This is a genomic window from Bacillus sp. NEAU-CP5, assembly GCF_026420705.1.
GTDB classification, from domain to species: domain Bacteria; phylum Bacillota; class Bacilli; order Bacillales; family Bacillaceae; genus Bacillus; species Bacillus velezensis.
This window is the reverse complement of the sequence record NZ_JAPMOV010000003.1, coordinates 26472-39686: the sequence shown is the minus strand read 5'-3', so window position 1 is coordinate 39686 and position 13215 is coordinate 26472. Positions and strand designations below refer to the sequence as shown.

At 47.3% G+C, this 13215-nt stretch carries 11 protein-coding genes and 1 pseudogene; 11 read left to right on the top strand and 1 reads right to left on the bottom strand.

Going from position 1 to position 13215, the window contains the following annotated elements:
• The first annotated feature begins 90 nt into the window (after positions 1-90).
• The 7 genes from OTK50_RS10215 to OTK50_RS10185 all read left to right on the top strand — a co-directional run bounded on the left by OTK50_RS10215 (position 91) and on the right by OTK50_RS10185 (position 6001).
• Positions 91-354 carry a hypothetical protein gene (locus tag OTK50_RS10215; RefSeq protein ID WP_014305698.1) on the top strand — a complete coding sequence of 88 codons (264 nt, stop codon included), beginning with the start codon at positions 91-93 and terminating at the stop codon, positions 352-354.
• A 46-nt stretch (positions 355-400) separates the two neighbouring features.
• Positions 401-1078, top strand: a complete 678-nt coding sequence (locus OTK50_RS10210) for a zinc metallopeptidase (protein WP_003152125.1) — start codon at positions 401-403, stop codon at positions 1076-1078.
• Between the two features lie 42 nt (positions 1079-1120).
• A complete protein-coding gene (locus tag OTK50_RS10205; RefSeq protein WP_003152126.1) occupies positions 1121-2410 on the top strand; it encodes a hemolysin family protein in 1290 nt (429 codons plus the stop codon).
• An 89-nt stretch (positions 2411-2499) separates the two neighbouring features.
• Complete coding sequence (locus OTK50_RS10200) at positions 2500-4158, top strand: glycoside hydrolase family 13 protein (RefSeq protein WP_266121861.1); 1659 nt, start codon at positions 2500-2502, stop codon at positions 4156-4158.
• Between the two features lie 121 nt (positions 4159-4279).
• Positions 4280-4696, top strand: a complete 417-nt coding sequence (locus tag OTK50_RS10195; protein ID WP_094247924.1) for a secondary thiamine-phosphate synthase enzyme YjbQ — start codon at positions 4280-4282, stop codon at positions 4694-4696.
• Positions 4693-5724, top strand: coding sequence for an NAD(P)H-dependent flavin oxidoreductase (locus OTK50_RS10190; protein WP_094247550.1), 1032 nt, complete (start codon positions 4693-4695; stop codon positions 5722-5724). Before OTK50_RS10195 ends, OTK50_RS10190 begins: the two co-directional genes overlap by 4 nt.
• A gap of 25 nt (positions 5725-5749) precedes the next feature.
• The gene (locus tag OTK50_RS10185) at positions 5750-6001 is read left to right on the top strand and encodes a hypothetical protein (RefSeq protein ID WP_014305693.1); all 252 of its coding nucleotides are present in this window, start codon (positions 5750-5752) and stop codon (positions 5999-6001) included.
• Between the two features lie 17 nt (positions 6002-6018).
• Here the strand turns inward: OTK50_RS10185 and OTK50_RS10180 are convergent, their stop codons facing one another.
• On the bottom strand, positions 6019-6756 hold the full coding sequence (locus OTK50_RS10180) for a protein-glutamine gamma-glutamyltransferase (RefSeq protein WP_043867366.1): 738 nt from the start codon (positions 6754-6756) through the stop codon (positions 6019-6021).
• Positions 6757-6897: 141 nt separating this feature from the next.
• On the opposite strand from OTK50_RS10180, the pseudogene OTK50_RS19945 reads away from it, so the two are divergent.
• The 4 genes and pseudogenes from OTK50_RS19945 to OTK50_RS10165 form a co-directional block, all read left to right on the top strand.
• Positions 6898-7938, top strand: a pseudogene (locus tag OTK50_RS19945) (cache domain-containing protein); the annotation flags it as partial.
• Positions 7933-8883 (top strand): methyl-accepting chemotaxis protein, encoded by a 951-nt coding sequence (locus tag OTK50_RS19940; RefSeq protein WP_369719120.1) that lies wholly within the window; start codon positions 7933-7935, stop codon positions 8881-8883. The pseudogene OTK50_RS19945 and the gene OTK50_RS19940, both read left to right, overlap by 6 nt.
• Before the next feature lie 184 nt (positions 8884-9067).
• Positions 9068-11056: a methyl-accepting chemotaxis protein gene (locus OTK50_RS10170; protein WP_266121860.1), complete on the top strand. Its 1989-nt coding sequence runs from the start codon at positions 9068-9070 to the stop codon at positions 11054-11056.
• A gap of 127 nt (positions 11057-11183) precedes the next feature.
• The gene (locus OTK50_RS10165; protein ID WP_224223770.1) at positions 11184-13169 is read left to right on the top strand and encodes a methyl-accepting chemotaxis protein; all 1986 of its coding nucleotides are present in this window, start codon (positions 11184-11186) and stop codon (positions 13167-13169) included.
• The last annotated feature ends 46 nt before the right edge of the window (positions 13170-13215 follow it).

Sequence of the window (13215 nt, the reverse complement as noted above, 5' to 3'; positions counted from 1 at the left end):
TCGTTTGATGTCTTTCAAAAATCGCCGAAAACATATTCACCCTTATTTTTTCATATGATAAAGAAAGCGGACCGAAAAAGGGTGAGTCAAATGACGGTCATTCAAAAACTGCTGGCGGCGCTGGCCGGAGCGCAGCTGCTCGCTTCGGCGGCCGTATTGCTTATTTTCGATTTGAATGGATACAATCACATGTCCGGCGGATTTTCATGGCTTGTTTTTGCAAAAGAGACCGCAGGCACGTTTCCGTTTTACATCGGAATGGCCGGGTGTATCCTCATCATGCTCGGAGGATTGATTCCTGTCAGAAAAAAGAAGCGGATTTCTGTACAGGAAAGCGGGCAATCATTAAAATAATATATAAGCAGATCGTACGATATAAGAGAAAAAGGAAGAGGATAATATGCTGTTTATCTTTTTAACAATTGCTGCATTGGGATTGTCGTTTTGGGCACAATTTAAAGTGAAAAGCAATTTTCAGAAATACTCAGACGTGGAAGCCTCCAGTCAGCGGACGGGGGCGGAAACGGCAAGACGGATTCTTGATATTAACGGTTTATATGATGTGCCGGTAGAACCGGTAAGAGGCACTTTAACAGACCATTACGACCCGACGGAGCGGGTGGTGCGTTTATCTGAGCCGGTATATTACGGCCGCTCCATTTCCGCCATTTCCGTCGCTTCTCATGAAGTCGGACATGCTTTGCAGCATCAGGAATCATACGGCGCGCTTGTGCTGAGGCACAAAATTTTTCCGGTCGTCAATTTTGCCTCCGGGGTTGCCCCTCTGCTTTTCTTGGGCGGGATGCTCCTGGGCAGCTTGAACTTAATCGGACTCGGCATTATTTTGTTTTCGGCCGCTGTTTTTTTCCAGCTTGTCACACTGCCTGTCGAGTTTAATGCCAGCGCGAGGGCGAAGCGGATTATCGTGTCGGAAGGATTCATTCGCAACAGTGAAGAACACGGCGTGAATAAAGTGCTGAACGCCGCCGCGCTGACGTATGTGGCTGCGGCGCTCGTTTCATTATTCGAGCTGCTTCGTTTTGTGATGATTTTCTTAAATGGTCGTGATGAGAATTAACACGAAGGAGGTGGCCCCTTACCGTTTGCGGTAGGGGTTTTTTTGCTTATATTAAAACTGATTCTCATTATGCTGTTAATCGGATTAACGGCCATCTTTGTCGCTGCGGAATTTGCGATTGTCAAAATCCGCGGTTCAAAAATCGCGGAGCTGGTTGAAACCGGAGACAGCCGGGCGCTCGCGGCGCACAGGGTGATTTCAAATCTCGATGAATATTTATCAGCGTGCCAGCTCGGCATTACGATTACGGCGCTCGGACTCGGCTGGCTCGGTGAACCGACGATTCAGCGGCTTCTTCATCCTGTTTTCAGCCTGATCGGAATGCCGTCATCTATTACGCACGTCGTCACGTTTATTGCGGCGTTTATCGCCGTCACGTATCTGCACGTCGTCATCGGAGAGCTTGCGCCGAAAACGATATCCATTCAAAAAGCCGAAGCCGTCAGTCTGTGGACGGCGAAACCGCTCATTCTGTTTTATAAAGTGATGTATCCGTTTATTAAGCTGTTAAACGGCTCAGCCGGATTTTTGGTCAAGCTGTTCGGTTTTCATTCGGTGAAAGAACATGAGGTCGTGGTCAGTGAAGAAGAATTGCGGCTGATTTTGTCCGAAAGCTATAAAAAAGGTCAAATCAATCAATCTGAATTCCGTTACGTCAATAAAATATTTGAATTCGATAATCGGGTCGCCAGAGAAATCATGGTGCCGCGCACCGAAATCGCCGTCATCTCGCTTGAACAGTCAGTTGATGAAGCCATACATTTGATCATCAACGAACGGTATACGCGATATCCGGTTATTAAGGAAGACAAAGATCACATTCTCGGCATTATTAACAATAAGGATTTATTTAAAGCGTATTTTCTCGGCCGCTCCATTGAATTAAAAGAAATTATGCGTCCGGTCATCAGAGTCATTGAAAGCATCCCCGTTCAAGAGCTTTTGATCCGCATGCAGAAGGAGCGGATTCATATGGCGATTCTCGTTGACGAATACGGCGGCACGGCGGGACTTGTGACCGTCGAAGACATATTGGAGGAAATCGTCGGGGAAATCCGTGATGAATATGACCAGGATGAAATGCCCCACATCGTCAAAAAAGGCGAACACCATTATGTGATGGACGGCAAGGCGCTCATAGAAGAGGTGAATGATCTCCTTGATATCGCCATCGAAAATGAAGACATTGACACGATTGCCGGCTGGCTCTTAACACAAAAAATGGAGCTGAAAAATGGTGATGTGTTTCATGCCGAAGGGTGTGAATTTAAGGTGCTGGAAGCGGAAGACCATCACATCCGCTTCGTTGAAATTAAAAAAACTGATTTCTGAGCCTCCTGCTTTTGCAATGAGGCTTTTTTTATGGAAAAAATGCTTCTTCGTCCCGCTTCTTCATATGCTGTAAAGAAAGGAGTGTCGGTATGAAAACGGATTGGTGGAAAACGGCGGCCGTCTATCAAATTTATCCCCGAAGCTTTATGGATTCGAACGGGGACGGAATCGGCGACATGAACGGTATCAGAGCAAAGCTTCATTACATAAAAGAGTTGGGGGCGGATGTGATCTGGCTTTGTCCCGTTTTTGACTCGCCGGGCGCGGACAACGGCTACGATATTCGGAATTATAAACAAATTGCCGGCGAATTCGGGACGATGGAGGATTTTGACCGGCTCCTTGCGGATGTCCATGCGCTCGGCATGAAGCTGATTATAGACCTCGTCATCAACCATACAAGCGATGAGCACCCTTGGTTTATCGAATCACGCTCAGCGAAAGATTCCGAAAAACGGGACTGGTACATCTGGAGAGACGGAAAAAACGGCAAAGAGCCGAATAATTGGGAAAGCATTTTCGGCGGATCAGCGTGGGAATATGATCAAGAGACCGGCCAGTATTACCTGCACCTGTTTGACAAAAAACAGCCTGATTTAAATTGGGAAAACGAAGCGATGAGGCAGTCCGTTTATGAGATGGTCCGCTGGTGGCTTGATAAAGGCATAGACGGCTTCCGGGTGGATGCCATTTCTCACATTAAGAAAAAAGAAGGGCTCCCTGACATGCCGAACCCGGACGGTCTCCCGTACGTCCCGTCTTTCCCGTATCATATGAACGGGGAAGGCATAATGGATCTCTTAAAAGAGCTGAAGCGGGAAACATTTTCGCGCTATCCGATCATGACGGTCGGCGAGGCGAACGGAGTGGCGGCTTGGGAGGCGGCTGATTGGGCCGGTGAAGAAAACGGCGTCTTTCAAATGATTTTTCAATTTGAACATCTCGGCCTTTGGGATACGGAAGATGATCAAAGCATCTCCATTCCGGCGCTTAAGCGCGTCTTGTCCGACTGGCAGAACAGCCTTGAAGGGAAGGGATGGAACGCGTTATTTATGGAGAACCATGATCAGCCCCGTTCCGTTTCGGTATGGGGTGACGAACGGTTTTTGACAGAAAGCGCCAAGGCACTCGCCGCGATGTATATGCTGATGAAAGGCACGCCGTTTATTTATCAGGGGCAGGAGCTCGGAATGACCAATGTTTCGTTCCCATCCATTGAAGATTATGATGACGCCGCAATTAAATATCTGTATGAAAAAGAGACGTCCCGCGGCGTTCCGCATGAACAAGTGATGAAGATCATCTGGAAGAAGGGCCGGGATAATTCACGGACACCGATGCAATGGAGCGATGAGGCGAACGGCGGGTTTTCTGATGTTTCTCCGTGGCTCGGAGTGAATCCGAATCACACATGGCTGAACGCCGCATCACAATTGCAGGATAAAACATCCGTATACCATTTCTACAGACGGCTGCTCGCCCTCAGAAAAGAACACGGCGTATTGATCAGCGGCACATATGAATTGCTGCTTCCGAATGACCGGCAGATTTATGCCTACCTAAGAAAAAACGGAACAAAAACCGCCCTGATCATCACAAATCTGTCCCGAACCCCCGCTTTATACAGGCATCCCGGTTATCCGCTTGACTCCGATTCTCTCGTGCTTGCAAACGCGGAAACAGAAGCGCACCGCCATGTGACATCCTTTCTGTTAAAGCCTTATGAGGCCCGCGTGTATATATGGTGAAAAACTTCAGTCCCGAGGCTGAAGTTTTTTGTGATCTGCGTTTATCATCGCGATCCGACAGGAAAAGACAAATACAGAAACGAATATGGGAAAGGAAGAGAAAAAGAAAGGAGGCATTCATATGCTGAAAAAATTGCAGATTCAAACAAACAAAAGGGATGAAATGATCGACATCACACATGAAGCCGAATTGTTTCTCCGCGAAACAGGCGTAAAAAACGGTTTGGCGCTCATATACTGTCCACATACCACCGCCGGCATTACCATCAATGAAAATGCCGACCCGGATGTGAAAAGGGATATGCTCCGCAGGTTTGACGAAGTGTATCCGTGGGAGCACGAACTGGACCGGCATATGGAGGGAAATACGGCGGCACATATGAAAGCGAGTACAACCGGCGCCTCTCAGCATGTCATCATAGAAGACGGGCGCCTGATACTCGGAACATGGCAGGGCGTTTATTTTTGCGAATTTGACGGTCCGCGAAACAGAACATGTTATATCAAAATACAGGCTGAAACGGAGGAAAACAAATGAGTGAGTGGATGGGTCCATTATCATTAACAAAGCCCGTCATTCAGGCCCCGATGGCCGGCGGGCTGGTCACGCCGCATCTGGCTTCGGCGGTATCAAATGAAGGGGCGCTCGGAAGCCTCGCTTCAGGATACGTCAGCCCGCAAGCGCTTGAAAAACAGCTTATCGAGATGAAAGAGCTGACGGACCGCTCCTTTCAAGTAAATCTTTTCGTCCCGGAAGAAAGACAGATGCCTGAGGCGGAACTTGTTAAAAAATGGAAAGCCCGCATCCCGAGGGCAAAAGACGCCGAGCCGTTCTCTGATCTGAAAGAAGAATGGAATGATTTCGAGGAAAAAGCGGAGCTTCTGATCCGTTACGGAGTCAAAGCGTGTTCATTCACCTTCGGCCTGCCGCCGGAAGAAACGGCGGAAAAGCTGAAGAAAAGCGGTTGTTTCCTTTTCGGCACAGCGACAACGCCGGAGGAAGCGAAGGCTTTTGAAGAACGGGGAATGGACGCCGTTATCCTTCAGGGAATAGAAGCCGGCGGGCATCGCGGGTCGTTTCTGCCGGTTAAAGGAGAACCGGCTCTCGGCCTTATGGCGCTGATTCCGCAGGCTAAAGACGCGCTGAATATCCCGGTGATTGCGGCAGGCGGCATTTTTGACCGCCGCGGGGTGCAGGCGGCCCGATGTTTGGGTGCGGACGGCGTTCAAGTAGGAACACCGTTTCTCCTTTGTGAAGAAAGCAGCGCCTCACCGGCATACCAAAAAGCCATTGCCGAATCAAAAGGAGCCGATACGCGGCTGACCACCCTGTTTTCGGGAAAACAGGCGCGGGGGATCGTGAATCAGTTCATGAAAACATATGAAGCTGACGAGGGAAAAACGCTGCCTTATCCGCTGCATAATACGCTGACAAAGCCGATGCGCGGGCACGCGGCTCAATCAGGAGACGCGGAGTATATGTCTTTATGGGCCGGCCAGTCCGCCGCGAAACTTGAAGGGCCGACAGATGTGAAAACCGTTTTGGACGGATTATGCGAATCATAATCCAGAAATCGTGAGGTGATGGATGATGAAGATTCTTCAAATGTCCTATAAAAAAAGAGGAACTATTGAGTTTGTCTTTGAAGATTTTCCGCATTCCAAAGTCACCATGGCGCCGATTAAAGGGTATTACTTTGTCCGCGCCATTAAATGGAGCAGACGGGACAGAGCCGTCACCCGCCATGATTTAGAGAAGTTTGAATGGGCTGCAAACCAAGCGCTCGGCACGACGGCTTTTTACCGGAAAAGAAAAGCATTTCACATCCCATCGTCACAATGACAGACGATGGGATTGTTTTAATGCATGATCTGATAAAGCGCGGGTGCATCAAGCCTTGTTGCCTGGTTAAGCAGATAAGCCGGCTGCACGGCATTTTTTTTTCTTAAAGAATTCAATCTCTGGATGATTTGTTCAGCGGTCAGAATCCCGAGACCGTGGGCGAAATATTGATCATTCCCCATCACAATGACATTTTCTCCCCGCCACTGAGCCTTTGCAGGGTTAAAATCAGGATTTTTAAAATATAAACAATCTCCCCGTAAAAAGTGGCTGCCGGTTTCCGTGTAGATCGGCAGGTGCTCATAGTGCCAGTCATACAAAGTGATATCCCGGAAACGCCGGTTAAACCGTTCTTCACCGATTGTCTTTAAGACGGCCAGATAATAAATCACAACAATGGCGGTAGCGCATTCAAATGCGTAAAACGCGCCGTTTTCAATAATGTCCCGAATCGCTTTTGAAGCGGGAATCCTGTACTTCAGCTCCAGGGCTCCTTCCGGCGTCAGTCTCCAATAAGCCGTATTTCCGTATGTTTTGGCGAAAGTTGCAAATTTCACACCTGATCCGTGCAATTCTCTTGCGGCTTCCACAATATGGCGGCGCAGCCGCACCTCGAACATCAGTTCAGCAATCGACCCGTAATCGAATTGTACGGGAGAATTGAGCAGGTCATTTATATACGGAACAAGGCTTTCTTCCGTCTGCCAGTTCGCGATGTCCTGAGGCCGAAGCACTTGGCCGGATATGATAATCATCTGCGCGCCCCCTATCTTTTTTTATAAGATATGCAGGAAGCTTGGGCAATGAAAATCAAGTCATAAAAAAGGAGGAAATGTTAACAAAATGTGAAGACTGAGCCGATATATAAGGTATCACACTTGAGGGAGCAGCTTAATATGAAAAAATTCATTAATTGGTGCACAAAGGCATCGATTTCACGTAAATTAATCATTTCATTTATCGTGATCTTAATCATACCGATTCTCGTGTTAGAATTCAGTTCATACCATACGGCGAGCAATTCGCTGGATGATCAGATTTCAGGCAACGCGAAAAATAACATCGAATCTTTTAACACAACCATTACAAATGATATCGGCGCAAAAGCAAAGGCGATTGAATTTTTCAGCGAAACGTTAAAAGGGTCATCCTTCTCAAAGAAAAACATGTCTGCTCTTGAAGAAAAGTTCGGGCAATACACGTCTATTCATAAGGACGTAGCCCGCATTTACGGAGGTACGGAAGACGGCAGCTACGCACAGGCGCCGAAGGAGAATACTCCGGCCGATTACGATCCGAGAACACGCACTTGGTATAAAGACGCTGTGAAGGCCGGCGGCACGCTCGTTGTCACCGACCCTTACACCGCGGCAAGCGACGGCAGCATGGTCGTTACCGTGGCAAAGCAGATGCAGGACGGAACAGGCGTAGTGGCCATGGATATTACGATTGACCAGCTGCTGAAGCAGATGCAGGGAATCAAAATCGGGCAAAAAGGATTCGTGTTTATCACGTCCAAAAATAAAACCTATGTCGCGCATAAAGACCACAAACCGGGCGATAAAGTTTCAACCCCGTGGCTGAATGAGGTATACAGCAAAGACAGCGGCATTATTTCATACCAGCTCGATGATCAAAATAAAAAAATGGCGTTTACGACAAATAAACTGACCGGATGGAAAATAGAGGGGAGCATGGAGCTCACCGAAATTAAAGACGCCTCACAACCGGTGCTGACGATGGGGATGATTGTCCTTGCAGCATCCATTATCATCGGGGGAATTTTAATTCTGTTGATTGTCAGATCCATTACGTCACCGCTGAAACGGCTTGTCCGCTCTTCTAAACAAATCAGCGGCGGAGACTTGACTGAAACCATTGATATCCGCTCGAAAGATGAATTGGGCGAACTCGGCGCGAGCTTTAATGAAATGGGAGAATCTCTGCGCGGATTGATAAGCGCGATCCAAAACTCTGTCGACAACGTGGCCGCGTCATCGGAAGAGCTGACCGCTTCAGCTTCGCAGACAAGCAAAGCGACGGAACATATTACAATGGCGATTGAGCAGTTTTCAAACGGGAATGAAGAGCAAAGCGAAAAAGTCGATTCAAGCTCAGCCAAGCTGAATCATATAAACGACGGACTCGCCGCCGTTTCCCGCACATCATCATCCATTACGGAAGCATCTAAACAATCGAAGGAAGCTGCCGGCACCGGGGAAGAATATGTGCAGCAAACCGTCGGGCAGATGAATCTCATCAATCAATCGGTCCAGCAGGCGGAAGCGGTTGTAAAAGGCCTTGAGGCCAAATCAAAAGACATCACTCATATTTTAAGAGTCATCAACGGTATTGCCGATCAGACAAACCTGCTTGCGTTAAATGCAGCCATTGAAGCGGCAAGAGCGGGTGAATACGGGCGGGGCTTCTCAGTAGTAGCCGAAGAAGTGAGAAAGCTTGCCGTCCAATCCGCCGGTTCTGCCAAAGAGATTGAAAAACTCATTCAGGAAATCACGGCTGAAATTAATACTTCGCTTCACATGTTTACATCCGTTAATGAAGAAGTGCAATCAGGACTTGCCGTGACGGACCGCACGAAAGAAAGCTTCCAGAATATCTTCGGCATGACGAACGATATCGCCGAGAAGCTTCAATCGATGAACGGCACGGTTGAACAGCTGTCAGACAGCTCTCAGCACGTTTCAGCCGCAGTGACGGATATTGCGGACGTATCACGGGAAAGCGCAGCAAGCATTCAGGATATTGCCGCATCCGCAGAAGAACAGCTTGCATCAATGGAAGAAATCAGCACATCCGCCGATACGTTGGCGCAAATGGCCGAAGAACTGCGGGAATTAACGAAACAATTTAAGATCAACTAGTAAAAAAGGACGCTTTCCAGGTGGAAGGCGTCCTTTTTTATAGTGACAGCCGGATAATTAAATAAAAAGTCTTACATACAAAGGGAGTACATAGAACTATTTTTCATTTATGACTTAATTTTCAATGTAATAAAAAGGGAGTCGGCCGATATAAACAGTAAATGATTGAAAGAGGTTTACAAAATTGAAAAAAACAGCAAAAAAAATCGCCAGAAAATCAATAGCCAAAAAACTTATTATTTCATTTTTACTGATCTTAATTATTCCGGTAGCAGTATTGGCTGCCGGCGCCTACCGTTCGGCGGCTTCATCCGTTGAAAAGCAAATGATGGAAAGCGCCGAAGGAAATGTGCAAATCTTAAACAATATGATTGATGACCGGATCGGAATGTTTACAAAAAGCTCAGCATATTTCAGCGAATGGGCGACAAGCGCTAAATTTAAAGAAAAAAACCAAACGGAAATGCAAGAAAGGTTCAAACAGTTTATTGAAAGCAATGATAAAGCGTCCGCCATATTTTCTAGCAGCAAGGAAGGAACGTTTACCCGTTATCCGCATGCCGATATGCCGGCCGATTTCAATCCGCTTGAAAGAAGCTGGTATCAGGAAGCCATGGAGAATAAAGGCCAAACCATCATCACGGACCCTTATGAGTCCATCTCAAACAAAAAGATGGTCGTCACCATGGCCCGCGCGGCGCAAGACGGATCAGGCGTCGTCGCCATTGATATAAAAATCGACGATCTCATCACGATGACAAAAGAAGTGAACATCGGAAAAGAAGGATACGCCTTTATCCTCAGCAAAAATAAAAAAGCCGTTGCCTACAGTGATGAAAAAGCTGGCGCGGCGGTATCGGGAAAATGGGTTGATACATTATACAGCGGGCAAAAAGGCGACTATGAATATACGCTGAACGGGAAAGCGAAAAAAATGGCGTACGTGACCAATGAAGCGACGGGCTGGAAGATCAGCGGAACCATGTCCGTGGATGAAATCAAGGATGCGGCAAGACCGGTTCTGACTCTGGCCGTTATCATATTGGCGATGGCCATTGCCGCAGGGATGATTTTCATTTATTTTGTCATCCGCTCAATTACCAAACCGTTAAAACGTCTCGTAGCTTCAGCGGAAAAAATCAGCAGCGGAGATCTGACGGAAACCATTGATGTCGGCTCTCAAGATGAGCTCGGCGTGCTCGGTAAAAGTTTTAATCATATGACAGATTCACTCCGTTCGCTTATTCAAGGAATTCAGGACTCTGTTGAACATGTCGCTTCTTCCTCAGAGGAGCTGACGGCTTCGGCTGAGCAGACGAGCAAAGCAACGGAACATATCACCCTTGCGATTGAACAGTTTTCTAATGGAACGGAAGACCAAAGTGAGAGTATTGATAAAGCGACAGCCCAAGTGAATGAGATGAAAGACGGGCTCAGCGATCTGGCGGAAGCGGCAGCCGTGGTGACGGAAACGTCAATTGAATCGGCGGAGATATCCGGCGCCGGTGAGCGGCTTGTCAAGAAAACAGCCGGCCAGATGGGCGCCATTGACCAATCCGTAAGTAAAGCGGAGCAAGTCGTACAAGGGCTTGAACTCAAATCGCAGGACATCACCAGCATTTTGCGCGTCATTAACGGCATTGCCGATCAAACGAATCTCCTTGCTTTAAATGCAGCCATTGAAGCGGCAAGAGCGGGAGAATACGGACGCGGTTTTTCAGTCGTTGCGGAAGAAGTGAGAAAGCTTGCCGTCCAATCCGCCGATTCAGCGAAAGAAATCGAATCCTTAATTCATGAAATCGTCAAAGAAATTCATACTTCGCTCGGAATGCTGGAATCCGTCAATCACGAGGTGAAAAGCGGACTTCAGTTAACGGACGAAACGGAAAAAAGCTTCCGGGACATTTCCGTTAAAACAAATCAGATTGCCGGTGAACTGCAAAATATGAATGCAACCGTGGAACAGCTTTCTGCCGGATCTCAGGAAGTATCAAACGCTTCAGAGGATATCGCGGCCGTCTCCAGACAAAGCGCGGCCGGCATTCAGGACATCGCGGCTTCAGCTGAAGAGCAGCTTGCGTCCATGGAGGAGATCAGTTCCTCCGCCGTCACGCTGGAAAAAATGGCGGAAGAATTACGCGAACTGACAAAGCGTTTTAAGATAAACTCTTAATTAAGTCTAAAAGACTAATTTAACAATAGGTAAAAAGTATGTTTCGTTATATTTCTTCTTTTTGGACGTGTATATTTACCCATAATTGCCGATATGAAGGGTAAACACGCAAGAGGAGATATAGCAGATGAAAAAAATTGTGCAAATCATCAAGCAGAGATCGCTTACAAGAAAACTTCTCATTTCTTTTTTGGCCATTCTCATTCTTCCTATTTCAACGCTGGCTTTTATCGCCTATCAATCGGCGGTAAGCACGCTTGACAGGCAGATGATGGGAAGCGCACTAGATAATGTGCAGCAGATTAACGATATGATCAACACAAGCATCAGCCAAAAGGAAGACGGAACGGCATATTTCAGCGATTGGCTCACAAAGGATCGGTACAAGCCGAAAAACCAATCGCAAATTACCGATAAATTCACAGAGTACATGAAGATCAATAAAGACGTGGAATCCATCTATACGAGTGACACGGAAGGACATTTCACACGGTATCCGGATCTGCAGATGCCTAAAGGATATAATCCGCTTGAAAGAGACTGGTATAAAAAGGCCGTGGAAAATAAGGGGAAAGTTGTTGTAACAGATCCTTACCGCACGGCTTCCACCAATACGATGGTCGTGACGGTCGTTCAGCAGACGAAAGACGGATCAGGAGTCGTCGCCATCAATATGAAAATCGATGAGCTTCTGAAAACGACGAAGAAAGTGAACATCGGAAAATCCGGCTACGCTTTTATCCTGACGAAAGACAAAAAAGTGGTCGCCCACCCGAACCGCACGTCAGGCACAGTATTAAACGGGGAGTGGGCTGAACAGCTGTTCACCAGCAAAAAAGGTGATTTTCAATACAAATACGACGGCCAGGAAAAGAAAATGGCTTATGATACAAACGGGCTGACAGGCTGGAAGATTACCGGAACGATGTATCTGGACGAAATTCATGAAGCGGCCCTGCCGATCCTTCATCTGTCCCTGCTCGTTCTCGTATTAGCGATTGTCATCGGAACCATCGTCATGGTGCTGATTATCCGTTCAATCACAAAACCGCTCAAGCAGCTTGTGACATCATCGAAACAGATCAGTGAAGGCGATTTAACAGAAACGATCGAGATTCAGTCAAAAGATGAATTAGGCGAGCTTGGCAAAAGCTTTAACAATATGGCCGCTTCGCTAAGGTCTCTCATCCATGCCATCCAGGATTCCGTGAATAACGTCGCATCTTCCTCAGAGGAGCTGACGGCTTCAGCGGAGCAGACAAGCAAGGCAACCGAACATATCACACTGGCGATCGAACAATTTTCTAACGGAAATGAAAGCCAAAGTGAAAATATTGAAAGCGCGGCGGAACATATTTACCAAATGAACAGCGGGCTTAAAGATATGGCGAAAGCATCTGCCGTCATTACCGAATCCTCTGCCACATCAGCGGAAGTCGCCAATTCAGGCGGAAAGCTCGTCCACCAGACGGTCGGCCAAATGAACGTCATTGACCGGTCAGTGAAAGAAGCTGAACAAGTGGTGCGCGGACTTGAAACAAAATCAAAAGACATTACAAACATTCTCCGTGTCATTAACGGAATCGCTGATCAGACAAACCTTCTTGCGCTGAACGCGGCAATTGAAGCCGCGCGTGCGGGTGAATACGGCCGGGGCTTCTCAGTCGTCGCCGAAGAGGTCAGAAAACTTGCGGTCCAGTCTGCCGATTCAGCGAAAGAAATCGAAAGCTTAATTATAGAAATCGTCAACGAAATCAATACATCTCTCGGCATGTTCCAATCCGTCAACAAAGAGGTGGAGAGCGGACTGGATATTACGAATCAGACCGAAACGAGCTTCAAACGGATTTCTGAAATGACGAACCAGATCGCCGGAGAAATTCAAAATATGAATGCGACGGTAGAACAGCTGACAGCAGGATCACAGCAGATTTCAGGAGCTTCTGAGCAAATCGCGTCCATCGCAAAAGAAAGCTCCGCCAGCATTCAGGATATCGCGGCCTCCGCCGAAGAACAGCTGGCTTCAATGGAAGAAATCAGTTCGTCTTCGGAAACGTTATCCCTAATGGCGGAAGAATTACGTGATATGACTAAACGATTTAAAATAGATTAATAGGTCATAGAACACCCAAATGTGCTGTTTGGGTGTTTTTTTTAGT